Source organism: Bradyrhizobium denitrificans, from assembly GCF_013179005.1.
GTDB lineage: Bacteria > Pseudomonadota > Alphaproteobacteria > Rhizobiales > Xanthobacteraceae > Bradyrhizobium > Bradyrhizobium denitrificans.
Window position 1 is genome coordinate 316,022 of record NZ_JABFDP010000001.1, and the last position, 25,620, is coordinate 341,641.

20 protein-coding genes are annotated in these 25,620 nt (G+C 66.4%); 11 read left to right on the plus strand and 9 right to left on the minus strand.

Translation table 11 applies throughout. The features are described from left to right. Positions 1-23: 23 nt before the first annotated feature. The 3 genes from HL671_RS01300 to HL671_RS01310 are packed head-to-tail and all read right to left on the minus strand — an operon-like array spanning position 24 to position 3,831. Positions 24-2,291, minus strand: a complete 2,268-nt coding sequence (locus HL671_RS01300; protein WP_172235370.1) for a xanthine dehydrogenase family protein molybdopterin-binding subunit — start codon at positions 2,289-2,291, stop codon at positions 24-26. Further along, positions 2,288-3,340: an FAD binding domain-containing protein gene (locus tag HL671_RS01305; RefSeq protein WP_172235371.1), complete on the minus strand. Its 1,053-nt coding sequence runs from the start codon at positions 3,338-3,340 to the stop codon at positions 2,288-2,290. Before HL671_RS01305 ends, HL671_RS01300 begins: the two co-directional genes overlap by 4 nt. Continuing rightward, entirely contained in the window at positions 3,337-3,831 is a 495-nt protein-coding gene (locus HL671_RS01310) for a (2Fe-2S)-binding protein (RefSeq protein WP_012041183.1), read from the minus strand. Before HL671_RS01310 ends, HL671_RS01305 begins: the two co-directional genes overlap by 4 nt. 196 nt (positions 3,832-4,027) lie before the next feature. Between HL671_RS01310 and HL671_RS01315 the strand changes: the two genes are divergently transcribed. Continuing rightward, on the plus strand, positions 4,028-4,618 hold the full coding sequence (locus HL671_RS01315) for a TetR/AcrR family transcriptional regulator (protein WP_012041184.1): 591 nt from the start codon (positions 4,028-4,030) through the stop codon (positions 4,616-4,618). A gap of 36 nt (positions 4,619-4,654) precedes the next feature. Here HL671_RS01315 and HL671_RS01320 read toward each other — a convergent pair whose 3' ends face one another. Then, positions 4,655-5,356, minus strand: coding sequence for an alpha/beta fold hydrolase (locus HL671_RS01320; protein WP_012041185.1), 702 nt, complete (start codon positions 5,354-5,356; stop codon positions 4,655-4,657). A gap of 82 nt (positions 5,357-5,438) precedes the next feature. Here HL671_RS01320 and HL671_RS01325 point away from each other — a divergent pair, with 82 nt between their 5' ends. Beyond that, positions 5,439-5,735, plus strand: a complete 297-nt coding sequence (locus tag HL671_RS01325; RefSeq protein ID WP_012041186.1) for a hypothetical protein — start codon at positions 5,439-5,441, stop codon at positions 5,733-5,735. A gap of 705 nt (positions 5,736-6,440) precedes the next feature. Here the strand turns inward: HL671_RS01325 and HL671_RS01330 are convergent. Beyond that, a complete protein-coding gene (locus tag HL671_RS01330; RefSeq protein WP_041750313.1) occupies positions 6,441-7,241 on the minus strand; it encodes an IclR family transcriptional regulator domain-containing protein in 801 nt (266 codons plus the stop codon). Positions 7,242-7,452: 211 nt separating this feature from the next. Between HL671_RS01330 and HL671_RS01335 the strand changes: the two genes are divergently transcribed. Together HL671_RS01335 and HL671_RS01340 are read left to right on the plus strand one after the other, a co-directional pair. After that, positions 7,453-8,811: an aromatic ring-hydroxylating dioxygenase subunit alpha gene (locus HL671_RS01335; RefSeq protein ID WP_012041188.1), complete on the plus strand. Its 1,359-nt coding sequence runs from the start codon at positions 7,453-7,455 to the stop codon at positions 8,809-8,811. A 463-nt stretch (positions 8,812-9,274) separates the two neighbouring features. Then, on the plus strand, positions 9,275-10,714 hold the full coding sequence (locus HL671_RS01340) for a glutamine synthetase family protein (RefSeq protein ID WP_172235372.1): 1,440 nt from the start codon (positions 9,275-9,277) through the stop codon (positions 10,712-10,714). Between the two features lie 165 nt (positions 10,715-10,879). Here HL671_RS01340 and HL671_RS01345 read toward each other — a convergent pair whose 3' ends face one another. Then, positions 10,880-11,584, minus strand: a complete 705-nt coding sequence (locus HL671_RS01345; RefSeq protein ID WP_172235373.1) for an SDR family oxidoreductase — start codon at positions 11,582-11,584, stop codon at positions 10,880-10,882. Between the two features lie 293 nt (positions 11,585-11,877). On the opposite strand from HL671_RS01345, the gene HL671_RS01350 reads away from it, so the two are divergent. Next, entirely contained in the window at positions 11,878-13,482 is a 1,605-nt protein-coding gene (locus HL671_RS01350; protein WP_012041191.1) for a hybrid sensor histidine kinase/response regulator, read from the plus strand. A 61-nt stretch (positions 13,483-13,543) separates the two neighbouring features. Then, positions 13,544-14,581, plus strand: a complete 1,038-nt coding sequence (locus tag HL671_RS01355) for a magnesium and cobalt transport protein CorA (protein WP_012041192.1) — start codon at positions 13,544-13,546, stop codon at positions 14,579-14,581. A 156-nt stretch (positions 14,582-14,737) separates the two neighbouring features. Here the strand turns inward: HL671_RS01355 and HL671_RS01360 are convergent, their stop codons facing one another. Together HL671_RS01360 and HL671_RS01365 are read right to left on the minus strand one after the other, a co-directional pair. After that, complete coding sequence (locus HL671_RS01360; protein ID WP_172235374.1) at positions 14,738-16,357, minus strand: ABC transporter substrate-binding protein; 1,620 nt, start codon at positions 16,355-16,357, stop codon at positions 14,738-14,740. Between the two features lie 62 nt (positions 16,358-16,419). After that, positions 16,420-17,700: a hypothetical protein gene (locus HL671_RS01365; RefSeq protein WP_041750314.1), complete on the minus strand. Its 1,281-nt coding sequence runs from the start codon at positions 17,698-17,700 to the stop codon at positions 16,420-16,422. A 113-nt stretch (positions 17,701-17,813) separates the two neighbouring features. Here HL671_RS01365 and HL671_RS01370 point away from each other — a divergent pair, with 113 nt between their 5' ends. Together HL671_RS01370 and HL671_RS01375 are read left to right on the plus strand one after the other, a co-directional pair. Beyond that, positions 17,814-18,542: an SDR family oxidoreductase gene (locus HL671_RS01370; RefSeq protein WP_012041195.1), complete on the plus strand. Its 729-nt coding sequence runs from the start codon at positions 17,814-17,816 to the stop codon at positions 18,540-18,542. A gap of 125 nt (positions 18,543-18,667) precedes the next feature. Beyond that, positions 18,668-20,743: a methyl-accepting chemotaxis protein gene (locus HL671_RS01375; RefSeq protein ID WP_012041196.1), complete on the plus strand. Its 2,076-nt coding sequence runs from the start codon at positions 18,668-18,670 to the stop codon at positions 20,741-20,743. A gap of 115 nt (positions 20,744-20,858) precedes the next feature. Here the strand turns inward: HL671_RS01375 and HL671_RS01380 are convergent, their stop codons facing one another. Then, entirely contained in the window at positions 20,859-21,419 is a 561-nt protein-coding gene (locus HL671_RS01380; protein WP_172235375.1) for a carboxymuconolactone decarboxylase family protein, read from the minus strand. Positions 21,420-21,750: 331 nt separating this feature from the next. On the opposite strand from HL671_RS01380, the gene HL671_RS01385 reads away from it, so the two are divergent. From HL671_RS01385 to poxB, 3 genes are all read left to right on the plus strand, one after another. Then, positions 21,751-22,389, plus strand: coding sequence for a VOC family protein (locus HL671_RS01385; RefSeq protein ID WP_172235376.1), 639 nt, complete (start codon positions 21,751-21,753; stop codon positions 22,387-22,389). Between the two features lie 93 nt (positions 22,390-22,482). Continuing rightward, positions 22,483-22,857 (plus strand): hypothetical protein, encoded by a 375-nt coding sequence (locus tag HL671_RS01390; protein ID WP_172235377.1) that lies wholly within the window; start codon positions 22,483-22,485, stop codon positions 22,855-22,857. An 879-nt stretch (positions 22,858-23,736) separates the two neighbouring features. Beyond that, the gene (gene poxB / locus HL671_RS01395) at positions 23,737-25,467 is read left to right on the plus strand and encodes a ubiquinone-dependent pyruvate dehydrogenase (RefSeq protein WP_172235378.1); all 1,731 of its coding nucleotides are present in this window, start codon (positions 23,737-23,739) and stop codon (positions 25,465-25,467) included. Positions 25,468-25,620: the final 153 nt, after the last annotated feature.

A 25,620-nucleotide genomic window follows, 5' to 3' on the forward strand; every position in this document is an offset into this window, starting at 1 on the left:
GGCGCATCCCACGCTGTCGCGTGTCAGCTCACCGGTGGCACCAGGTCGCTGATCCGCACCGGGAAGCGTCGGACCCGAATGCCGGTGGCATGCGCAACCGCATTGGCGACGGCGCCGGCCGAGCCGGTGATGCCGATTTCGCCGACGCCCTTGATGCCCAGCGGGTTTACGAACGGATCGTGCTCGTCGACCGTGAACGCCTCGATCGCGGGGATGTCGGCATTCACCGGCACATGATATTCGCCGAGATTGGCGTTCATGATCCGCCCCGAGCGGTGATCGATGATTGCCTCCTCATGCAGCGCCAGCGAGACCCCCCAGATCATGCCGCCGATGAGCTGGCTCCGCACCAGCTTCGGATTGATGATCCGCCCGGCGGCGAAGGCGCCGATCATGCGGGTGACACGCACCTGACCGAGATCGGGATCGACCTTCACCTCCGCGAACACGGCGCCATGCGAATGCATCGCGTAGTGCTCGTTCGCAGCCGGGTCCGGCATGCCCGCGCCGGAGCCCTCGACCTCGTCGAGGCCGGCGCGCGCGAGGATCTCGGCGTAGCTCTCGCCGCGCCCCTCATCGTCGCGCCGGAGCAGCCGGCCATTGCGCGCGATCACGCCGGCATTGCCGGCGCCGAACAATGGCGAGCGCTGGTCGGAGGTGGCGAGCTCGGCGAGCTTGGCGATCACGGCGGCGCCGGCATTGTGGATCGCGGTGCCGACGGTTGCGGTGTGGGCCGAGCCACCGGCGATGCCGGCATCGGGCAGGTCGGAGGTGCCGGCCTTGAACGTCACCTGGTCGAGATCGAGCGCGAGCGCGTCGGCGGCGATCTGCGCGAAGGCGGTCCAGGCGCCCTGGCCCATGTCATGCGCGCCGCTCTCCACCACGCCGCTGCCGTCGCGCCGGATCACCGCGCGGGCCTGACCGGCGAACATCAGCGCATGGAACGTGGCCGTGCCCATGCCCCAGCCGACCAGGAAACCGTCCTTGTCGCGCATCGTCCGCGGCTTCAGCGGCCGCTCCCACCAGCCGAACCGTTCCGCGCCCTGCGTATAGCAGTCGCGCAGCGCCTTGGACGAGAACGGCTTGCCAGTGGCGGGCTCGACCTCGGCGTAGTTCTTGACGCGGAACGCCAGCGGATCGAGGCCGCAGGCCTCGGCCATCTCGTCCACCGCGCTCTCCAGCGCGATCGATCCCGGCGCAATGCCCGGCGCGCGCACGAACAGCGGCGTGCCCGTGTCCATGCGCACGGCGTCATAGGTGGTGCTGATCGCCGGCGCGGCATAGAGCGTGTGCGTCACATGCGCCGCCGCCTCGTAGAAATCCTCGAAGCTCGAGGTTGCGATCCGGGCATGATGATGGATGGCCGAGAGCTGTCCCGTCGCATTCGCGCCGAGCTTCAGCGTCTGCCGCGTCGGGGAGCGATGGCCGAACGGGCCGTAGAGCTGCTCGCGGCGCGCCACCAGCTTGACCGGACGGTCCACCAATTTGGCGGCGAGGATGCCGAGCACCTGCGCGCCGGCCATCAGGCCCTTGCCGCCGAAGCCGCCGCCGAGATAGGGGCTGCGGATCAAGATGTTCTCGGGGGCGATGCCGAACAGCTCGGCGAGGCGCGCGCGCATCATCACCAGGCCCTGGGTCGGCGTGTCGATGATGAGGCGATCCCCCTGCCACTCCGCGACGATCGCATGCGGCTCCATCGCATTGTGATAATGCGCCGGGGTCTCATAGGTCGCCGTGATCCGCTTGTCGCTGCCGGCGAGCGCGGCCGCGGCGTCGCCGTGATGGCTCTCGGCCGGAAAGCCCATGCCGACGACGGGCGGCACATAGGCCTCGCCGGTGTCGAGCCCGATGCGCGCCGGTTCGGCCTGATAGCGCGGCGCCAGCAGCGCGGCGCCCTCGGTGGCCGCTTCGAGGCTCTCGGCGATTACCACTGCGATCGGCTGGTTGGCGTAGCGGACGCGATCGTTCTGCAGCGCTTCGAAGCGGAACGCGAACGGGTTTGGCTTGCCGTCGGGATCGGCCTGCAGCGGCGGCCGGTTGGCCGAGGTCATCACCGCGACCACGCCGGGATGCGCCTTGGCGGCGTCGACATCGAGCGACACGACCCGGCCGCGCGCAATGCTGGAGACGGCGAGCACCGCATAAAGCATGCCGGACGGATTGTTGTCGGCGGCATAGCGCGCGCGGCCCGTGACCTTCGCCAGGCCGTCGACGCGCGACAGCGGCTGGCCGATCGTGGAGCCGTGACGGAGATGGGCGGGATCGCGGGAGAGATTGAGCTCAGGTGTCATTGATGCACTCCTGGAACGGAGGAGAAGGGAGAGGCCGGCAGCGCCGGCATGCGCGATGGCGTGCCCTGTGCTGCGGCGGCCAGCGCGCGCACGATCAGGCTGCGCGCGAGCGGAATCTTGTGGGCGTTGTCCCCGGACGGCCTGGCGTCGCGCAGCGCCGCTGCGGCGGCCTGCTGAAACGCCGATGGACCGGCCGGCTGTCCTGCGAGCAGCGCCTCCGCTTCGCGCGCGCGCCATGGCTTGGCCGCGACGCCGCCGAGCGCGAGACGCGCGTGGCTGATCGTACCGTTCTCGATCACGAGGCCGGCGGCGGCGGAGACGACCGCGAAGGCGTAGGAATTGCGCTCGCGCACTTTCAGATAGCGGGCATGCCTGGCGAAGGCGCGCGCTTCGGCCGGCAGCCGGATCGCGACGATGATCTCGCCGGGGTCAAGCACCGTCTCGCGCTCCGGTGTCGAGCCGGGCAACAGATGCAGCGCCTCCAGCGCGATCTCGCGCCGGCCGGCCGGGCCTTCGATCTCGACCACCGCATCGAACGCCGCGAGCGGCACGCAGAAGTCGGAGGGATTGGTCGCGATGCAGGCCTCGCTCCAGCCGAGCACGGCATGCTGATGATTGTCGCCCTCCCGCGCGTCGCAGCCGGCGCCGGGCGTGCGCTTGTTGCAGCCCGATGCCGGATCATAGAAATAGGCGCAGCGTGTCCGCTGCAGCAGATTGCCGCCGACGGTCGCGGCGTTGCGCAACTGCGCCGAGGCGCCCGACAGCAGCGCTTCGGCGATCGCTGGAAAGTCGCGTGCGAAGCTCTGATCGCAGGCGAGGTCAGCATTGCGCACCAGGGCGCCGATCCTGACATCGCCGTTCTCGCGATGTTCGATGCGTGTGAGCTCGGTGAGATGCGAGATGTCGACCAGCCGTGCCGGCCTGACGACATTGCCCTTCATCAAATCCAGCAGGTTGGTGCCGGAGGCGAGATAGGCCGCACCCGGCGCGCTGGCCGCCGCGATGGCTTCGGCGACGCTCGCCGGCTTCACATAATCGAACCGGTTCATGCCGCGCGCTCCGTCTTGCCCGTGAGCTTGTCCTGCGCATCGAGCACCGCTTCGACGATGCCCACATAGGCGCTGCAGCGGCACAGATTGCCGCTCATGCCTTCGCGCACGCGCTCCGGATCATCTCCGGCGTGGCCCTCGCTGATCAGGCCGACGGCGCTCATGATCTGGCCTGGCGTGCAGAAGCCGCATTGCAGGGCGTCATGGGCGATAAAGGCCTCCTGCACCGGATGCAGCTGGTCGCCCTGCGCCAGGCCTTCGATGGTGGTGATCGCGGCGCCGTCCAGGCTGACGGCGAGCGTCAGGCAGGAATTGATGCGGCGGCCGTCGACGAGGACGGTGCAGGCGCCGCATTGGCCGCGGTCGCAGCCTTTCTTGGTGCCGGTGAGGTGGAGGCGCTCGCGCAGCAGGTCGAGCAGCGTGACGCGGGGGTCGTCGAGCGCAAGCGTTCGCGGCTCACCGTTGACGGTGAGTCTGACAGTCCAATTCATGCGTTGTTCCGATCGAAGCGATGGCCTAATCGGATCGCAGCGGAACCCGCCTTACGGGCGGGGCTCCGTCCAGATCCAGCGACCGCGGGACGACGGCAAGGAGAGGTTGGCTGTCCCGGGTGGCAGGTCTAGTTATACGGAGGGCTCCTCCGCTTAGCAAGGGGACATGAACGGTCCGTCATCAAGAGCTGGTGAGATGGAGACGAAACCACAAGAGCGCAGCCGCAAGCCGCGCGCCGATGCCCAGCGCAATCGCGAGCGCGTGCTGGAGGCGGCCAAGGCGGTGTTCAGCGTCGGCGGCGCCGAGGCGAGCCTGGAGGCCGTGGCGCGCCAGGCCGGCGTCGGCATCGGCACGCTGTACCGGCATTTCCCCACCCGCGAGGACCTGTTCGAGGCGGTGTATCGCCGCGAGGTCGAGCAGCTCTCGGAGCTGGCCGAGGCGCTGAAGAGCGAGCCGTCTCCGGTCGAGGCGCTTCGGCGCTGGCTACGCTCGACGGTGCAGTTCGTCGCCACCAAGAAGGGCATGATGGCGGCGCTGGCGATCGTGATGAACGCGAACTCCGAACTCGCCGCTTATTCGCATGGCCATCTCACCCGCTCGATCGGGGCCTTGCTCGCCCGCGCCGTCGAGGCCGGCGAGATCCGCAGCGACATCAGCGCCGACGACGTCCTCCGCGCCCTGATCGGCATGTGCTACATGCACGACCAGACCGGCTGGCAGCAGAGCGTGCTGCGGCTGCTCGATGTGTTCGTGGATGGGCTAAGGGTGGGGAAGGCGCAGGTGTGAGCGTGCCTCACGCGATGCGTGAGCTGCATTGCCATCTCATCCCCGCAGCCATTCCATCAACGCCTGTGCGGTCTCCTCCGGCTGCTCGGGCTGCGGCAGGTGACCGCAATTGTCGAGCACGACCAGCCAGCTGCCGCTGATGCCGTCGGCCATCTCCTTCGACAGGCTGTTCGGAATGGTGTTGTCGGTGTCGGCGGTCAGCACCAGGGTCGGGCAGCGGATCGCGGTCAAGGTCGGTCGCGAATCCGGGCGCGACATGATGGCCGTCAACTGCCGGATGAAGCCGAGGACGCCGACCTCCTCGGCCATGTCGTGCACCAGTTGGCGCAGCCGCGGATCGTCCTGGCGCGACGGATGCACGAAACCCGCGAACAGCTCGTCGACGACGCCGTGATAGTCGCCATCCTTGGCGCGTGTCATCATGGTGCGGCGGCGGGCACTGGCTTCTGGCGTATCGGGCCGCGCCTGGGTGTTGATCAGGGCCAGCTTGGCGACCCGCTCCGGCGCTTGGCGCATGATCTCGAAGGCGATGTAGCCGCCCATCGAGTGCCCGGCGAGCGCGAAGCGCGGCGGCGCCTCGACGAGGATGCGGCGTGCGATCGCGGCCATGCTGTCATCGCGGATGTGATTGGCCACCATCACCGGCCCGAGCCGCCACAGCGCCGGGATGACCGGCGCGTAGATCCGCGGCGAGGAGATCAATCCGGGCACCAGCACGAGCGGCAGCGTTTCAGCCATGGCTTTTCCCCTGGAGCGGCATGACCCTCGTCAAATAGGGTGTCTTTCGCCGGATGTGCCATTTACGCGCGAGATGCCGCCGATGTCCAACGAAGTTGTTCGCTTCGAGCTTCGCCGCCAGAGCGACGATCTGGTCTACAGCTTTGTTCGCGCCCGCCGTCCGGACGGCAGCAGCGGCTTCAAGCGCGCTGATGGTGACTATTGGATCGTGTGGAAGCCGGACTGGGGCTGGGTCGCGTGGGATGAGCCGTCCCACTCCTGCATGGGCCGCCCCTGGAACGTGCTGCCGGCGCAGCAGGGCCCAGCGCCGCCGGAGGGCGATTGGGTGAGCCGCAAAGGCGCGAAGTCGTACGTCTATAGCCTGGTGCATCTGGACTAAGAGAGGGGCGCGCTGTTCTGCGCCTTGAGATCGTGCGCGCCGGCGCATGCTCTCAGAGAGAGTGGGTGATCGTCAGTTGCATGCTGAATGAAGGGCGGCCGCGCGGCTCGCGGCTTTCTGGTGGCGGCGACCGCATTCGCTGGCGGCGCGACGCAGCTGATGACGTCGGTGTCGGACGCGACCTTCGGATGATCAGCGTCATATTACCTGCAGCTCGGTGGCAATCGTGGCAATCGGTTCCGGGCGTCACGACAATATCACGTCCATGGCGGGCGGCATCCGGCAGCGCGCGCGGCGGCGTCCGATTTATTAGTTGTGGCTATCGGGTGGCCAGGAACAGAATTCGACCACATGTCGATCCGCAACTAATAGATGGCTGTGATGAGGTCGGGCTACTCAAGGTTCGCTGCGATGGCGACCTCCGCGGTCGTCATCACGCCATGCCCGAGTTCGGCTCATGGTGCAGCAGCGGATCGCGGCGCCGGTCACGGCGCGCATGCCGCGCCTCCCGCATCAGCATGGTTGCGGCGCGTGTGATCCGACAGGAGGGCGCCGGAGCGCGTGGACCCGCCGCTCGGGCGTGGTCGACGCGGACATCCGACGCGTGCGGCGGCGGCCGCGGCTCTCGTCCGCAACGCCGCCCGGCAGGTGCAGATAGGAGATGGCGGCGCCGCCCCGCGAGAGGCCGGCGCCGTTCGGATGGGATTACACCAGCAGCGGCTGCGCGGTCGTGGCCAGCTGCTGCAGGAGCGGCAGGAAGCGCTCCTTCATTTCGTCGACCGTGATGCGGTCGACATGCCCGCCGATATTGGCGGCGGCGACGATGCCGCCGTCATAGCGGCGGATCGGCACGGAAATCGAGCGGAAGCCGTGCTCGGCCTCGCCATCGACCACGGAATAGCCCTCGCTGCGGACGGCGTCGATCGCTGCGATCAGTGCCTCCTTGTCGGTGGTCGTCTGCGGCGTCATCGCTTTGAGCTCCGTGCGCTCGATCGTCTGGCGCAACTGATCGTCCGGCAAACGGCTCAGTAGCGCTCGGCCGACCGAGGTGCAATGAGCGGGCAGCCGGTAGCCGATCTCGAGCCCCGTGGAGAACATCCGCGTCGCGGTCGCGCGCGCGATGAACACGACCTCGTCGCCGTCGAGAACGGCGAGCGAGCAGACCTCGCGCGCCTCTGCGGCCGTCGCATCCATCAACGGCTGCATCACCGTGTTGATCTGGTTCGATGCGAGATAGCTCGATGCCAGCAGCAGGACGCGTGGTGTCAGCGAGAACAGCCGGTCGTCGCCATGCACCAGCCCCGAGGCCTTGAGCGTCAGCAGGATGCGCCGCACGGTCGCGCGCGCAAGCCCAGTGAGCTCCGCCGCCTTGCTGAGTGTCATTGGACGCCCCTCGCGGCTGAAGGCCTGTATGACCCGCAAACCGCGATCGAGCGCCTCCACGAACTCAGGCCCGTCGCCGCGCGCCTGCTTCTTCTCCTCATCAGTCCGCTTAAGTTTCGGCATCGACCTGACACGATCCGCTGTTGTTGTTTTGGGCCGCAGTGATGCTGCCTGACGTCGGCCCTTGGGCTTCGGTTGTAGCTTTTTCACTTGCGCTTCTCCCCGTTTAAAGCGAATCTAATCTTGGCGAACATATGTTCGTCTAGCGCACAATATTTGATGTTCGCGTGATGCTCAACGCCCGACATGCGACGACACAGGAGGAACGGCCATCATGATGAGCAAGGAGCAGAATGATCTCATCACCCGCATCGGGCCCAGCGCGCCCGCCGGTAAACTGATGAGGATGTACTGGCAGCCGGCCGCTCTGGTGGACGAGCTCACGGGCGATCGGCCGGTTCGCGCCGTCAAGCTGCTCGGCCAGGACTTCGTGCTCTTCAAGGATGAGCAGGGCCGCTACGGACTACTTGACCGCGATTGCCCGCATCGCGGGGCCGATCTCGCTTTTGGCCGGCTGGAGCATGGCGGCCTGCGCTGCGCCTTTCATGGCTGGCTGTTCGATGTCGAGGGGCAATGCCTGGAGACGCCGGCCGAGCCCGCCGGCTCTGCCCTGTGCAAGAACGTCAAGCAGCGCGCATATCCGGTGGTCGAGAAGGGCGGCATCCTGTGGGCCTGGCTCGGCAACGGTGCTGCGCCGGCGTTCCCGGATCTCGACTGCTTCACCGCGCCGGAGGCCTATACGTTCGCCTTCAAGGGCCTGATCGAGTGCAATTGGCTGCAGGCGCTCGAGGTCGGCATCGATCCCGCCCACGCCTCCTTCCTGCATCGCTTCTTCGAGGACGAGGATACATCCACCGCCTATGGCAAGCAGTTCCGTGGCGCCTCCGCCGACAGCGAACTGCCGATGACCAAGGTGTTGCGCGAGTATGATCGCCCCATCCTCAATGTCGAACGCACCGAATATGGCCTGCGCATCATCGCGCTGCGCGAGATCGACGCCGAGCGCACCCATGTGCGTGTGACCAATCAGCTGTTCCCCCATGCCTTCGTGATCCCGATGAGCACGGAGATGACGATCACGCAGTGGCACGTGCCGGTCGATGACGAGACCTGCTACTGGTATGCGATCTTCACCAGTTATGGTGCGCCGGTCGACAAGGCGAAGATGCGGGCGCAGCGGCTGGAGCTCTATGAGCTGCCGGAATACCGCTCGCGCAAGAACAAGAGCAACGACTACGGCTTTGATCCGCGCGAACAGGCGACCGCGACCTATACCGGCATGGGCAACGACATCAACGTGCACGACCAGTGGGCGGTGGAGTCGATGGGCCGGATCCAGGACCGCACCCGCGAGCATCTCGGCCAGTCCGACAAGGCGATCATTCAGTATCGCCGTCTGCTTCGCGAGCAGATCGAGGCTGTCGCGACCGGCGACAAGCCGATGCTGTTTCTCGATGCGGCGGAGGCGCGCAGCGTGCAGGGGCCGGCGACGATGGACGGCATCGGCCCGACCCGCGGTTGGGAGACCTATTGGATGGAGGTCGACGTCCGTCGCCGCCGCAACGCGCCCTGGGCGGCCCCGGTGCCCGCCGATATCATCCGCCTCGCGCCGCATCTGAGCGCCGCGGAGTGAGAGGACGTGTTCGAAAGACGATCAGCCGCATTAGCTGGCGCGCACGGGCCCCGGCCGAACTGCGCTCCGTCTCCCCGTTCTTCACGGGGAGAGGGTCGAGGTGAGGGGCCGCCGCATGGGACGCGCAAGTGGTCGGACCTGTACCCCAAGACCCGGATTGCGTCTCCGCTGCGGGCGGCAGGGCGATCGCCTCTGACGACGTGCGGCAATCGTGCCACCAACGCTTGTCGATTAGTTGCTCCGTCATGCCCGGGCTTGTCCCGGGCATCCACGTCGTTCCGAGGGTGCTGGCCGATGTGGATGGCCGGGACAGGCCCGGCCATAACGACGTGGAAACAGACGGGCGCTATACCCGGAGCACCCTATGCGATCGCCCTGCGCCAGCGTGGCGACGCCGGCACCGAGCCTGCCGCACGGCTGCGGACTCGCTCACACGCATCGCCATCGTGATCAGGAGCCATCGTTGAGTTTCGTCCAAAAGCATCAATTGTGGTCGGCCGAGCAGGCGGAGGCCGCGCTGCGCATGCGCCGGATCGCCGAGGAGCAGGGGCTCAAGACGATCCGCTTCTCTTTTCCCGACCAGCACGGCATCCTGCGCGGCAAGGCGCTGGCCGTCGATGCCGCGCTGTCCTCGCTTGAGGATGGCTGCTCGATCACGACGACCTTGCTCGCCAAGGACACCTCGCATCGCACGGTGTTTCCGGTGTTCACGGCCGGCGGCGGCTTCGGCATGAGCGAGATGCAGGGCGGCAGCGACGCGCTGATGGTCGCCGATCCCACCATGTTCCGCGTGCTGCCCTGGGCGCCCGGGACAGGATGGGTGCTGTGCGATCTTTACTTCGCCAATGGTGCGCCCGTTCCCTTCGCCACGCGCAATCTCTACCGCTCCGCGTTGGCGGCGCTCGATCAGCGCGGCTATCAGTTCAAGGCCGGGCTCGAGGTCGAGTGCCACATCTTCAAGGTCGAAGATCCGCGTCTTGCACCGGGTGATGCCGGCTCGCCCGGACAGCCCGGCGTGCCGCCAACAGTCAGCCTGCTGACGCAGGGCTATCAGTACCTCACCGAGCAGCGCTTCGATCAGATGGAGCCGGCGCTGGAGACCATCCGGGCCAATCTCACCGCGCTCGGTCTGCCCTTGCGCTCGATCGAGCTTGAATATGGCCCGAGCCAATGCGAGTTCGTGCTGCAGCCCGGCATCGGGATGGAGCCCGCCGATACGATGGTGCTGTTCCGCAGCGCCGTGAAGCAGATCGCGCAGCGCCATGGCTATCACGCCACCTTCATGTGCCGGCCGCGCATCCCCAACGTGATGTCGTCGGGCTGGCATCTGCACCAGTCGCTGGTCGCGCGCGACGGCAGCAACGCCTTTATGACGTCGGAAACGGACGGGCTGTCCGCGCTCGGCCGTCACTACATGGCCGGCCTGCTCGCGCATGCGCGCGCCGCCGCGGTGTTCTCGACCCCGACCATCAACGGCTACCGGCGCTATCGCGCCTATTCGCTGGCGCCGGACCGCGCGATCTGGGGCCGCGACAATCGCGGCGTCATGATCCGCGTGCTCGGCGGACCCGGCGATCGCGCCACTCGGCTGGAGAACCGCATCGGCGAGCCCGCCGCCAATCCCTATCTCTACATGGCCTCGCAAATCGCGGCCGGCCTCGACGGCGTCGACCGCAAGCTCGATCCGGGGCCATCCGCCGACGTGCCCTATGAGACCAAGGCTAGCCTGCTGCCGAAATCGCTGCGCGAGGCCGTCGACGCGCTGAAGGCCGACGCCTTCTTTCGCAACGCGTTCGGCGCCACCTTCATCGACTACTACACCTTCATCAAGACCGCCGAGATCGATCGCTTCAACGCCGAAGTGTCCGACTGGGAGCAGCGCGAATATTTCGAGATGTTCTGAGGCTCGAGCGGTCGGAGACAAGCGACGGCCGGCAGAGATAAAATCTCCCGCCCCTCCGTCGTCATGGCCGGGACAAGTCTGGCCACGACGCCGTAACTCACCAGCGGGCTCGGTCGTCGGGATCGCTGACGCTGTGGTATCCGACCGTGTTGCGCAACGGCCGGCTCACACGCTGCGTGTCAGGCCGCCGTCGACGCGGATGTTCTGGCCGGTGATATAGGCTGCGCCATCCGAGGCGAGGAAGGCGATCGTCGCGGCGATCTCCTCGGCCTTGCCGTAGCGGGCCATCGGCACGCTGCTGCGGCGCTCTTCGGTGGCGGGGAGACTGTCGATCCAGCCTGGCAGCACGTTATTCATCCTGATGTTGTCTGCCGCATAGCTGTCGGCGAAGATCTTGGTGAAGGAGGCCAGCCCCGCGCGAAACACCGCCGAGGTCGGGAACATGGCCGACGGCTCGAAGGTCCAGGCGGTCGAAATGTTGATGATCGCGCCATTCTTCTGCGTCTGCATGATCGGAGTCACCAGACGCGACGGACGGATCACGTTGAGCAGGTAGGTGTCGAGCCCCGTGTGCCACTGCTCGTCGCTCAGCTCCAGGATCGGCGCCCGCGGGCCGTGGCCAGCGCTGTTGACGAGCACGTCGATGCGGCCCCACCGGCTCATCGCGCCGTCGACGAGCCGCTTCAGGTCGTCGTTCGACTTGTTCGAGCCGGTGACGCCGAGGCCGCCGAGTTCGGTCGCCAGCGCCTCGCCCTTCCCGGAGGAGGAGAGGATGCCGACCTGAAAGCCGTCCGCGGCCAAGCGGCGGGCTGCTGCCGCACCCATGCCGCTGCCGCCGGCTGTGACCAGCGCGACCCGTTGTTCTGCCATGATGATGAGTCCTGCCGTTGATGATGATCGAGACGATGGTGTAGCGCGTCTGCATCGGGCGCGTCGAGCAGCGGCCGGCGTGAATGGGCGCGAGCGGAGCAGGAGGCGGCGGCTTTCTCAGGTTTCGTTCCCGCGACCGGTCGTCGCGATTTCGTGAGCACGTCCCTGCATATGCGCCACGCTGGCGCAAGTGGGAACCCGATCCCCTCGGGCGGCATATCAAAAGGTGCGCTGCATCGGATGTCCGGCGCGGCCGTGCGCGTCATGCAGAAGGAAAGGCGGAGCTGGGAAGCATGTCAGAAGAGAAGCCGCAGCGGGCGCGCGCGGTCGTCGACCGCGGCGATGCGTCCGATCTGTCGTCGGAGCGCCATGACATCTTCTTTGCCGCGGTCGAGACCACGCGGATGCCGATGATCGTCACCGATCCGCGCCAGAGCGACAATCCGATCCTGTTCGCCAACCGCGCGTTCCTGGAAATGACCGGCTACGAGCTCAACGAGATCGTCGGCACCAATTGCCGTTTCCTGCAGGGGCCCGATACGGACCAGGAGACGATCGCGGCGATCCGCAGCGCGATCGCGAGTCGTCGCGACATTGCGGTCGAGATCCTCAACTACCGCAAGAACGGCGCGGCGTTCTGGAACGCGCTGTTCATCAGCCCGGTCTACAACCGCGCCGGCGAGCTGGTCTACTTCTTCGGCTCGCAGCTCGACGTGTCGCGCCGGCGCGATGCCGAGAGCGCGCTGGTGCAGTCGCAGAAGATGGAGGCGATCGGACAGCTCACCGGCGGCATCGCGCACGACTTCAACAACATCCTGCAGGTCATCATCGGCTATACCGAGACATTGCAGGGCGCCGTAAGCGAGCTTGCGCCGCGGCATCGGCGCGCGGTCGAGAACATCCGCTCCGCCGCCAACCGCGCCGCCACCTTGACGCAGCAGCTGTTGTCGTTCGCGCGCAAGCAGCGGCTCGACAGCCGGCCGATCAACCTCAACAACATGATCGAAACCTTGGTGCAGATGGCGCGGCACACGCTCGGCGAAAGCGTTCGCATTGCGGTCAAGGCGCAGCCAGGCCTGTGGAACAGCCGGATCGACCAGACCCAGGCAGAGGTCGCGCTGCTCAACCTGTTCGTCAATGCGCGCGACGCGATGCCCGATGGCGGCACGCTCACGATCCGCACCGAGAACAAGGAGATCTCCGAGGAGGACGTGGTGCAGTTCGGCGTGCCCAAGGGCGGCCGCTACGTGGCGCTGAAAGTGTCCGATGACGGCGTCGGCATTCCGCCGCACATTCTCGCTCGCGTCGCCGAGCCGTTCTTCACCACCAAGGAAGAGGGCAAGGGCACCGGGCTCGGGCTCGCGATGGTCTATGGCTTCACCCGGCAGTCCGGTGGCAGCACCTATATCTACAGCGAGGTCGGCCTCGGCACGACCGTCCAGCTGTTGTTCCCGGCGACCGAGCAGGAGATCGCGGCGCCCGCGATCCGTCCGCAGATGGCGATGGACCGCACCGGCAGCGAGCGTATCCTGATCGTCGAGGACCGCGCCGACGTGGCCGAACTCGCGCGCTCGATCCTGGAGGATTTCGGCTATCGCACGGAGATCGCCGCCAATGCGCCGACCGCCCTCGAGCTGCTGGATTCGGAGATCCGCTTCGATCTGCTGTTCACCGATCTTGTGATGCCCGGCGGCATGAACGGCACCGTGCTAGCGCGCGAGGCGCGCAAGCGCCAGCCCAAGCTGAAGGTGCTGCTCACAACCGGCTATTCCGATGCGGCGGTGGAGCGGGCCGATGCGAACATCGGCGAGTTCGAGATCATCAACAAGCCGTACCGCCGCACCGATCTGGTCCGCCGCGTCAGGCAGCTGCTCGACGGCCCCACCGGCGTGACCTGATGCGCAGCTTGACCGGACCAGTCCGGGCGCGGAAAATTGCCGGCGACAGCGGAGAGCCAGCATGCGCCATGTAACCACGCCAGCGCCGGCCGAAGCCCCAGCCCCACAGGGGCGGGGTCGGCCACGCGAGCCGGGGGTGGTCGCGGCCGGCGTCTACGCCGGCGGTCGCCGCGTCGTTGACATCGCGATTGAGGACGCCGGCGCCTGGAGCAAGCGGCCCGGCCACGTGGTCTGGATCGGGCTGCATGAGCCGGATGCCGCTTTATTGCAGCGGATCGCGCGCCAGTTCGACCTGCATGAGCTGGCGATCGAGGACGCGTCGAAGGCGCATCAGCAGCCCAAGGTCGAGCGCTATGGCGACGCGCTGTTCGTGGTCGCGCGCACCGCGCAGCTGGTGCAGGATCACATCGTGTTCGGCGAGACGCATATCTTCGTCGGCCCGGGCTTCGTCGTGTCGGTGCGCCACGGCGCCTCGACCTCCTATGGCGCGGTGCGCGAGCGGTGCGAGAGCTGCCCGGGCTCGCTTGCCAAGGGCGAGGACTACATCCTCTATGCCATCCTCGATTTCATCGTCGACAATTATCGCCCGGTGACCGAGAGCATCATGGCCGAGGTCGAGACGCTGGAGGAAGTCGTGCTGCAGCGCCCGCTGGCGCGTCACGAGGTCGACCGGCTCTATCGCCTCCGGCGCGACCTGTTGCGGCTGCGCCGCGCCGTCGGTCCCGTGGTCGACGTCTGCAAGCGGCTGGAGCACGCCGACAATGTCGCGATCGATGCCGAGATGGCACCGTTGTTCCGCGACGTGCTCGACCACGCCAAGCGCGCCGAGGAGGATGCGGATTCGCTGCGCGAGATCCTCGCTTTCGTGTTCGAGGCCAGCATGATGGCCGGCCAGGCGCAGCAGACCGACATCGCCCGCCGGCTCGCCGCCTGGGCCGCGATCCTCGCCGTGCCGACCGCGGTGGCCGGCATCTACGGCATGAACTTCGAGCATATGCCGGAGCTGAAATGGCAATATGGCTACTACGCCGTGCTCGGCTTCATCGTCGCGGTGTGCAGCGTGCTGTACTGGCAGTTCAGAAAGCGCGGCTGGCTGTGAAGGGACGCGCATCGAGGGAGCGATGATATCGGTGACGCGAATAGGCAAGCCAAAGCGACGGCGCACCCTCTTCTAAAAGAGAGAGGGTGCAGCGTCCCCGTGGCGAGAGGTGTCGCCACATCGCCGGTCATCCGTCAGCCTCCGCCTGACTGACAGCTACCCCTTCGCGAACTGCCGGTAGTCCGGCTCCCGGTGAAACCAGAATTCATAACCGCTCACGTTCTTCTGCATCGCGACGTCGTGGATCGGCTGGTTGAGCGGCACGACCGGCACTTCGCGCATGCACAGCGTGATGAACGCCTTCACGGTCGCCTCATATTCCGCGGCGTCATTGGTGAAGCGCGCCGTCTCGATCAGCGCGTCCATGTCCTTGCTCTGATAGGACGAGATGTTGAAGATCGAATTACGGCCATGGAAATTCCAATAGAAATAGTATTCGGGATAATCGAGCCAGCCGCTGAAGCGATTGAGCGCCATCGGCAGCTCCTTCTTGTTCAGCGTCGTGCGCCAGTTGGCGCCGGGGATCTTGTCGATTGCGGCCTTGATGCCGATCTTGGCGAGGTTCTCCTGGATCAGGATCGCCGTGGGTTCGCCGACCGTGGCGGTGCCGGCGTCGAGCGACAGTGTCGTCTCCAGTCCTGCTTCGAAGCCGGCCTCCTTCATCAGCGCCTTGGCCTTGTCGAGATCGGTCACATAGGGGAAGGGCTGCGGCCACACCGGCCTGCTCACCTCGCTCGCGCCGCCATACATCGGCACTGCGCGGCCGAAGAATGCGCTCGACTGGATCTGCTCATAAGGCATCGCCCAGGCGATCGCCTGGCGCAGCTTGACATTGTCGAATGGCGGCTTGGCGGTGTTGAGCGCGACGTACCACAGCGCGTTGGGGATCGGCACGCCCGTCACCTTGACCTTGCCCTCCTTGATCAGCTGGTCGAAATCGCGCGGCGCGAAGCCGCTGGAGAGATCGGCGTCGCCGCGCTCGAGCATGGCGCGGCGGGTGCCGGCGGAGGGGATGTCGCGAGCGATCACGCGCTTGATCTTCGGCAGCGGCCCGCATGTCCAATTGTCGAAGCGGCTCAGCACGGTCTCGGTGCCGGGCTTCCAGCTCTCGACCTTGTAGGCGCCGCTGCCGGCCTCGTTGGCCTTCAGCCAGGCCAGCGCCCAGGGGTCTTCCGCCGTGGCGTTCTTCTTCGCAAGCTCCGAATTGATGATGAAGGGCACGACGACCGCGACGTTGAACAGCAGCATCTTGTCCTTGCGGATGTAGTCGATGCGGAAGGTGTGATCGTCGACCACGACGAACTGCTCCGGCTTCTCCAGCGATCCCGCCGACATCTGGAACGTCGGGAAGCCGCCGACCGAGACGGCGCGGTCGAACGACCATTTGACGTCCCTCGCCGTGACCGGGGTGCCGTCATGGAAGGTCGCGGCCTTGCGCAGCTTGAAGGTGCAGGACAGGCCGTCGGGGGCGACCTCCCAGCTCTCGGCGAGCTCCGGCGCCAGCACGGCGCGGTCGTAAGAGGTGGTGCCATCGGGCAGGGTCTTGGCCGCGTAGCTGAGCAGCCGGTCGTAGCAGTTCCAGGCGAGCCCGTTGACGGTCTGGTTCGCGCCGACGCCCTGCATGTCCAGCGAATTGGGACCGAGCTCCTGCACCACCAGCAGCGTCTCGGCGCGTCCCTGCGCCCAGCCCGCGCGCGGCGCCCATGCGCTCAGTCCGGCAGCCCCCAATCCGCCGAGGACGATCCGGCGTGACAGATGAGTTTTCGAGCTGCTCATGGGACCCCCTGCGGCGTGATCGCGTGCCGTCGAAGAGGCAAACCACGTGCCATCGCGCGCGGTCACGCCGCGGCAGATCGTCCCTGATGCAGGGACCACCAGGTCGCGATGGCATCCGTCAGTTCGTCCCAGAGCGCGCCGGGCAGATCGGGCACGGCGACGCGCACGCTGTAGCGATCGGTGGTGGCGTCGTGAAACCATTCGGTCGCGGCGAAATCGAAGCCGAAGCTGCCGGCGTGACGGATCGGCAGGCCGGCGCGGCGCAGATCCTCGCTCATGGCCGCTGCCGCGCGCCGCGCGCTGGCCTCGTCGAGCGGCGCGTCACTGTCGAGGGTCACGTAGAGCCCGTGCGCGAAATCGAGCTCCGCGGTGAGGCCGCGCAGCGTCCGCGCGAATTGGCGCCGCGCGCGGCGGCTGTTGCGCAGGATGGCGGCGACTCGTCTATTGGTCAGATCCCGGTAGGGCGCCATGCCGACATAGGGCGGAAAATGCGCCGGCAGCGCCGCGCCGCCGAGCAGCCTGACGGCGTTGCGCGTTTCTCCGGTCAGTGCCTGAAGCGCGACGCGACCGGGCGCGATGGTCGTCCAATCGACAAACACCACCGAGCCCAGCCGGCCATATTCCGCGCCGAGCGAATCCAGCTTGGTGTGGCTGCGCAGCATCGCGACCGGCACGTTGCAGCGCCGCGCCCAGGCGAGCACGCGGCGGATGCGTCCCGAACCATTGGCAAAGCAGGTGGTGTCGAAGATCAGGAGATCGATCGCCGGGCGTGCGCAGCGAAGCACGGCCTCGAAGCGCGCCGCCGTCGCGCTGGAATCGAGCAGCAGCAGCCGCGGCGCGGACGATCGCCGCGCCAAAGTGTCGGCGAGGTCGTCTGGGAGCGTCGCCGAGCGCAGATGCCGCGCATGCGCGTCGATCAGCTCCTGGGTCTCTCCATAGGAGCCCGGCAGCATCATCAGGTCGGCCTCGCCGAGCACCGGCCGCGTCGCCAGCAGCAGCGCCGCGATCGCCGCCATGCCGGAAATCGTGTAGATGGTGGATTCCGAGCTCTGTTGTTGCGCATAGAATGACGGGCCGCGCACGTCGAGATCGGCGCGCTGATAGTCATAGCTGAACGCGAACGGGCCGGTGTGGTGATCATCCGTATCGGCCCAGGCCGTCTCGGTTGCGCTCCAGTCGGTCAGCACATGTTCGGCCTTCAGCGCCGCGGCAAGCTGAAACTTGTGCCGGACAACCTCGCTGACCGAGCGCGGCGCCGGCACGGCATGGGGACGGCGCAGGCAGGCGTTCAAGAGCTGCAGCTCCTGATGCTTGCGGGTGAGGTAGGCGTCGATCGTCTCCATCGGACTCTTCATCGTGCGGCCGGAATGCAACGCGCGGGCCTTGGATTGGCTCCAAAGAGACGCGGCGGCCATGCGCGAATTGCGCTAGGGTGCGCGCTCACAGGGAGGACGCGATGACCAGGGAACTCGAAGGCAAGGTGGCCGCCGTCACCGGGGCCGCATCAGGCATCGGCCTCGCCAGCAGCGAGGCGATGCTGGCCGCCGGTGCCCGCGTCGTGATGATCGACCGCGATGCGTCGGCGTTGGCTCGCCTGCGGGAGCGGCATGGCGAAGCCGTGATCCCCGTGGTGATCGACCTGCTCGATTCCACCGATTGCGCCACGCTGCTGCCGCGCATCCTCGATGCCGCCGGCCGGCTCGACATCCTGCATGCCAATGCCGGCAGCTACATTGGCGGCGATCTGGTCGATGCCAGGACGGATGCGATCGACCGCATGCTGAACCTCAACGTCAATGTCGTCATGAAAAACGTGCGTGACGCGCTGCCGCACATGATCGACCGCGGCTCCGGCGACATCATCGTCACCAGCTCGCTGGCGGCGCATTACCCGACGCCGTGGGAGCCGGTCTATGCCTCCTCGAAATGGGCGATCGACTGCTTCGTGCAGACCGTGCGCCGCCAGGTCTTCAAGCACGGCATCCGCGTCGGCGCGATCTCGCCCGGCCCGGTGGTGACCGCATTGATCGCCGATTGGCCGGCCGAGAAGCTCAAGGAGGCGCGGGAGTCCGGCAGCCTGCTGGAGCCCGCCGAAGTCGCCAACGTCATCATGTTCATGCTGACCCGTCCGCGCGGCATGACCATCCGCGACGTCGTGATGCTGCCGACCAATTTCGACCTGTAGGGCGATTCGGGCCAGCCCCAGGCACGGGCTTCGCCCGGAAACCCCGTGGAAATACGGAGGTTAAATTAAGCATAAACTTAAGCGATCGGCCCGTAGCGTCGCCGGATCGAAACCGGGATTCAACGATGAAAATCGGCCGTCTGTTCGCAATATCCATGCTGTCGGTGACCGCGCTGGCCATTCTGCCCGCCGCGCAAGTGGTCATCGAGCAGGTCAGGGCCGTCAACGACAAGGCTGAAGCCATCAAGACCGTCGAGGCCTTCGGCGCCGTGCTGCTGTTCGCGCAGGACGTCGTCGGCCATCGCGCCCCCTACATCACGCCGATCTTCCAGGAGGGTCCTGCCTCCCCCGCGCAGCTCGAGGGCGTGCGCAAGATCAGGCAGTCGGCGGACGCCTCTTTCGCCAAGGCCCGCGCGCAGCTCGCCAACGTGTCTGACAGCGAGGAGATCATGCGCAGCCTGGAGCAGGCCTCATCCAAGCTGTCCGAGATCCTGTCCAAGGTGGACCCCGCGTTGAACGTGCCGCTCAACGCGCGCGACCAGGCCGTGATCAAGGGATTTCTCCCCGGTGTCACCCAGGTGGCCCTCGCCATCGAGCCGATCCTCAACCGCCTGCAGAACCACATCGCCAATGCCGACGCGTCGTTGACCACGCTGCTCGACGTGGCCCGCACCGCGCAGGATCTGCGTGTCACCGCCGGAGGCCGCGCCGCGGCTCTGTCGCCCGCGCTCAGCGCGCGGCGGGCTGTGACCCCGGCCGAGAAGGCGGCAATGGACCGCGCTCAGGGCCGCACCGAGGTCGATCGCGAGCGTCTCGAGGCCGGCATCGACCAGCTCGGCAATCCGGAGCGCCTGCTTGCCGCCTTCAAGGACGCGCGCGAATCCTATTTTGGACGCGCCATCCCGATCGTCGACAAGGACATCGCGGCCGGTCTCGGCGACCTCAATTATTCTCTCAATGCGGATCAGCTGGCTGAGACCGTGGTCCCGGCCGTGCAGAAATTCTTCATCGTGCGCGACGCCGCGATCGCCGAGGCGCGCGACCGGGCGGTCGCCGCGCGCGACACGGCCTATATGATGCTCGCGCTGGCGACGATCGTGGTCGTGACGCTGCTCGGCATTCTCGTGCTCGTTACCACTCTGCTGCGCCGCCGAGTCATCAATCCGATCGTGAGCCTCACCGGGCTGATCGGCCAGATGGCCGCCGGAAACGACGACGTCGTCGTGCCGACCAGCGATCGCGACGACGAGATCGCCGCGATGGCCGGTTCGCTGCAGACCTTCAAGGAGGCCCTGCTCGAGAAGAAGCGCGCGGAGCAGGCGGCTGCCGCCGAAGCCCAGGCGAAGATCGAGCGCGGCCAGCGGGTCGAGCGCTTCACGCGCGAGTTCGAGATGGCGATCGGCGAGGTCGTCGGCGTCGTGTCATCGGCGTCGGCCGACCTGGAGCGCTCAGCTGCCTCGCTGACGACCACGGCCGGCCGGTCATTGGAGCTCGCAACGGTGGTGACCGCGGCCTCCGAGGAGGCCTCGACCAACGTGCATTCGGTCGCCGCAGCTGCCGAGGAGATGAGCTCCTCGGTCAACGAGATCAGCCGCCAGGTGCAGGATTCCGCGCGCATCGCCAGCGAGGCGCTGGCGCAGGCGCGCAAGACCAATGACAACGTCGCGGAGCTTGCCAAGGCCGCCGCGCGGATCGGCGACGTCGTCGAGCTGATCAATGCGATCGCCGGACAGACCAACCTGCTCGCGCTCAATGCCACGATCGAGGCCGCGCGCGCCGGCGAGGCCGGCCGTGGTTTTGCGGTCGTCGCCTCCGAGGTCAAGGCGCTGGCCGAGCAGACCGCGAAGGCGACCGGCGAGATCGGCCAGCAGATCGGCGGCATCCAGAGCGCGACCCAGGAATCGGTCGGCTCGATCAAGGAGATCGGCGAGACCATCGCCCGGATGTCGGAGATCGCGTCCGCCATCGCCTCCGCGGTCGAGGAGCAGAGCTCGGCGACCCGCGAGATCTCGCGCAACGTCCAGCAGGCGGCCCATGGCACCCAGCAGGTGTCGGCGAACATCGCCGATGTCCGCCAGGGCGCCGATGCCACCGGCTCCGCCTCGTCCCAGGTGCTGTCCGCCGCCAAGTCGCTGTCCGGTCAGAGCTGCCGCCTCCGCGACGAGGTCAGCCGCTTCCTGGATTCGGTGCGGGCGGCTTGACGCGAGCTTGATACGTCATCCGGCCGCGCAGGCGGGACAAGCCCGGCCATGACGATCTGGACACGCCGGGCATCATTTGCGTTCGTCCCGCCGTTTGATACGCAACGAGCTTCGCTTACTCCGGGACCGGCACGTCGAAGGTGTTGAGCGTGACCGACACCATGCAATACAGGCCGACCAGATAGGACAGCTCGGCGGCGCCATGGGTGCCGAACTGTTCGACCGCGGCCTTGTAGGTCAGCTCCGGTAGCACGCCGCCATTGACCAGGGCAGAGGCGAAGTCGTAGGCGACGGCCTCGGGCCTCGTGAGATCGGCCGGCCGCTGGCCGGCGACGATGGTCGCGAGCTTGTCGTCGGACAGGCCGCGCTGCTCGGCCACCAGCACATGCGCGTAGAGCTCATAGGCGGAGCGGAAATGCGCGCCGGTCACCAGGATCGCGACCTCGCGCACCGTCGCCGGCAGCGACGGCTTGTCCACCATCGTCTTCACCAGCTCCCACACCGCCTTGCCGAATTTCGGCTCGCGCAGCCACGGGTTCCATGGGCCCAGCAGCGCGCCGTCGTCGCGGATGTTGACGAAGCCCTTGAAGCTCGCCTGAATGCCCTGCTTCATATCGGCATAGAGCGGCTTCTGCTCCTCGCTCAACGCGTCCGGGCTGAGAATGGGAAGCCGCATGAATATCTCCTGTTGCGATGCCCTATGCTACTTCCGCGGCACAGCGGAGCAAGTGACGTTCGGGTGACGATCCGGCATCATGGCAGCAGAGCTGATGAACATGTAGGCATAGCGGGCTGCAGGCGGATCGCTGGAGATGTCTCGGAATCGACGAGAAGCGAATCGACCAGAAGATCGAGAATTTTCATGGGACGCCGCATTCAGATGTGACGACATGGCCTGCGCAAGAGATCGCGCCATCCCCTCGCATTGAGCGGACAACGTAAGTGCCTGCCTGCTATCGACGTCGCTGCAACGAACTTTGATTTGTGAGACGGTGAGGCAAGAAGGAATGCTGAAGCTCGATCATCTCACGGTCATCGCGCCGAGCCTCGCCGAGGGCGTTGCGCATGTTCGCTGTTGCCTCGGTCTCAATGTTCCGTTTGGGCGGCGCCATGACTATATGGGGACTCACAATCACCTGCTTCAGCTCGGCGACGGGGTCTATTTGGAAATCGTGGCCGTCGATCCCGAGGCGGCCATGCCGCGGCGCTCGCGCTGGTTTGGTCTGGATGATCAGAAGAGGGTGCGTGAGGATTGGAACGACGGGCGCCGCCTGCGCGGCTGGGTCGCGCGGACGGATTTAATTGATGTGGTCATGGTCGGACATCCAGATGTGTTCGGCGCAAAGGTGGCGCTGCCGGACGCCGACCCGTCATTCGATTTCACCATTCCCGAGGATGGCTCGTTACCGCACGATGGTGCAGTCCCCTCCATCATCGACAGGCGCGGCAAGCCACGTGCAATGGCGGGCATCGCGGATCTCGGCGCGCGATTGAGGTCTTTCACGCTCGAATATCCGGACCCAACGGCGCTGCAAGCCATCTATCGTGCGCTTCCGGTGGATCGTCCGCCTGAGATCAGGCCCGGCCCGCAATTGCGCTATCGTGCGCAGATTGAAACACCGGCCGGCCTGAAGGAGCTGACGTGAGCTGCAGGGATGTGCCGTGCCGCCGGACGACGTCGCCGCCCAATGGTTTTTGGCTGCGCCTTGAGACTGCAAGAGCCAGCTCGGAAACGACCCATGGGCGCCTCTGAATTTTTCAACGCGATTCCGATGGTGAATCATCTTTCGACAATCGCTGCGATCGGATGCGTGTTCCCGACGTATTTTCTTGACCTGCACCCGCTGGCTTATCGATGGACCTTGTTCGTCGGGATCGTCATCGGACTCTCAACGTGGATTGTAACGATCATGGGGACCGTGATGGACGGATCATCGCAGTATCTTTGGGCCATCTACTTTGTCCTCGTGTTCTCGCCTCTTAACATTGTGTTGATCGCAATTCTAGCCAACATCAGGCGGATAGCTCGGGTCGGTTTGTGGAGCACGGTGGTTTTGGCGTGCGTCGTGATTGACTGGGCAGGAATTTCTCTCCTTGTCCTGGCTGTTGAGTGAGCAATACGTACGAGCGCAAGCGCGTCTCGTGCCGCTCGGAGAACTGATAGTTCGGCAGAAGGTGATCGATCAGGAGCATTTGTCAGTCTCGCAACTCGGATGGTGTGGGCGGCTGCCTGTCGAGTAACACGCTATCGCGCCGCTCAGCTGCCGGCTCAATCCTCCCTTGGCTCCGTAGTCCCGCATACCCGCCATGCCCAAACTGCCCGTCGTGCCAGTTTGTCGCACAGTTTCGGCTTGCACCGTCGGGCAAATCGCGTCCAGATTTTCCGGCGTCCCGCGCTCATCGAAGAGGGGCGCTTCGCGAGTCGTCACGAGCGTTGGGTGTGGGATGCGATGGCCGGTGTGTCGCCAAGGCGCGTCAGCGCGAGACGGCTGGTGACATGCCGGACGACGAAGTCGCGTGGTCCTGGCCTCCCGATGCTGAGGTCAAGCTCGCTGATGTGCTCGGCGCATCGCGGGCGATGGGGGCAAACAAGCCCGGTCCCCAGGGAGAGCGCGTATAAATCGTAAGCCCATCGCGCAGGGAGGGCCGGGATGTCCCAGCCGAACCTGTGGTGACTGCCGCCTGCATTCTTTTTCTGCAGGCGGGCCATGGGAGCGGCAGGCTCCCGGCCTTCCCTGCGCCCTTGATGTTCAAAGAGGGCGGTCCTGCAGCAAAGCTCGGACGCCATGCGCGCCGCGAGGAGGCGATGTCACGCGTTCGACATCCTGCCGTGTTTCCCCAAGCCGCTGCGCGGCGATCCCCGGAAACTTTCCCAGCCGCGAATTTTTGATTGGCCGGCGCGGGCCGTGGCGGATGTGATGTCCGATATCAGCGTGCGCTTCTCATCTCTCCAGCCCATCTCTCCAAGGCTTTTAGAAAGGACTCATTCGCTCATGGCCACCATTGCAGACCAGATCGTCGAGACGCTTGAAATCGCGGGCGTGAAACGAATCTATGGCGTCGTCGGCGACAGCCTCAACGGGCTCACCGAATCGCTGCGCGTGCGCCAGACGATCGACTGGGTGCATGTCAGGCATGAGGAGGCCGCGGCCTTCGCGGCGTCGGGGGAGTCGCAGATCACGGGCAAGCTCGCGGTGTGTGCCGGCTCCTGCGGTCCCGGCAATCTGCATCTGATCAACGGTCTTTATGACGCGCAGCGCAGCCGCACGCCGGTGCTGGCAATCGCCGCGCACATTCCATCGAGCGAAATCGGCGGCGGCTATTTCCAGGAGACGCATCCGCAGAACCTGTTCCGCGAATGCAGCGTCTATTGCGAGCTGATCTCCGATCCCACGCAGATGCCGTTCGTGCTGGAAAACGCGATCCGCGCCGCAGCCGGCGAGCGCGGTGTCGCCGTGATTGTCATTCCCGGCGATGTCGCGTTGAAGGCTGCGCCGAAACGGGCGCTGCCGCCGGCTGTCGGCCTGGTGCCGCCGAAGCCGGTGGTGCGGCCAGCCGAGCCGGAGCTCGCTGCACTCGCGGCGCTGCTCAATGGCGCCGAGCGCGTGACCTTGTTCTGCGGCCGCGGCTGTGCCGGCGCGCATGCCGAACTGATGCAACTCGCCGAGACGCTGCAGAGCCCGATCGTGCATGCGCTCGGCGGCAAGGAGCATGTCGAATACGACAATCCCTACGATGTCGGCCTGACCGGCTTCATCGGCTTCTCCTCGGGCTATCATGCCATGCACAGCTGCGACACGCTGGTGATGCTCGGCACTGATTTTCCCTACAAGCAGTTCATCCCGAACGACATCAGAATCGCGCAGGTCGACATCCGGCCGGGCCAGCTCGGCCGCCGCGCCCGGCTCGATGTCGGCGTGGTCGGCGATGTCGGTGAGACCATCCGCGCGTTGCTGCCGAAGCTCACGGCCAAGTCCGATCGCCGTCACCTCGACGACAATCTCGCGCGCTACGCCTCGGCGCGAAAGGGCCTCGATGATCTCGCCGTCGGCACGCCCGGCCGCCGGCCGATCCATCCGCAATATCTGACACGGCTGATCAGCGAGACGGCGTCGGACGATGCCGTCTTCACCTTCGACGTCGGCATGCCGACGATCTGGGCCGCGCGCTACATCGCCATGAACGGCCGCCGCCGCCTGGTCGGCTCCTTGGTGCACGGCTCGATGGCCAATGCGATGTCGCAAGCGATCGGCATCCAGGCCGCGCAAGCGGGGCGGCAGGTGATCTCTTTGTCCGGCGATGGCGGCTTCGCGATGCTGATGGGCGATCTCATCACCCTGAAGCAGATGAAGCTGCCGGTGAAGGTCGTGATCTACAACAACGGCACGCTCGGTTTCGTTGCGCTGGAGATGAAGGCCTCCGGCTTCGTCGAGCACGGTACCGATCTGGAGAATCCGGATTTCGCCGCGATGGCGCAGGCCATGGGCATCCACGGCCGCCGCGTCGAGGATCCCGGCGAACTGTCGGGCGCGGTCGCCGACTGGCTCGCGCATGATGGCCCCGCGGTGCTCGACGTGGTCACCGCCCGGCAGGAGCTGTCGATGCCGCCGACCATTGGCCTCGAACAGGTCAAGGGCTTCAGCGTCTGGCTGATCCGCGCCGTCATGAGCGGCCGCGGCGACGAGGTGATCGATCTGGCGAAGGAGAATCTGCTGCCGCGGTGAGGGGCGGAGGTGAGCTAAGAGTACAGAGAGGAGCTGAGGGGTGAGGGCCATGTTGCGGTTGGACGCGCGCCCCGTGCCACGACCCCGGTGCACCTCTCCCGCTTGCGGGGGAGGGGGCGCTCCGCCGGTGTGGCGAGCGTCCCGATTCAAAAC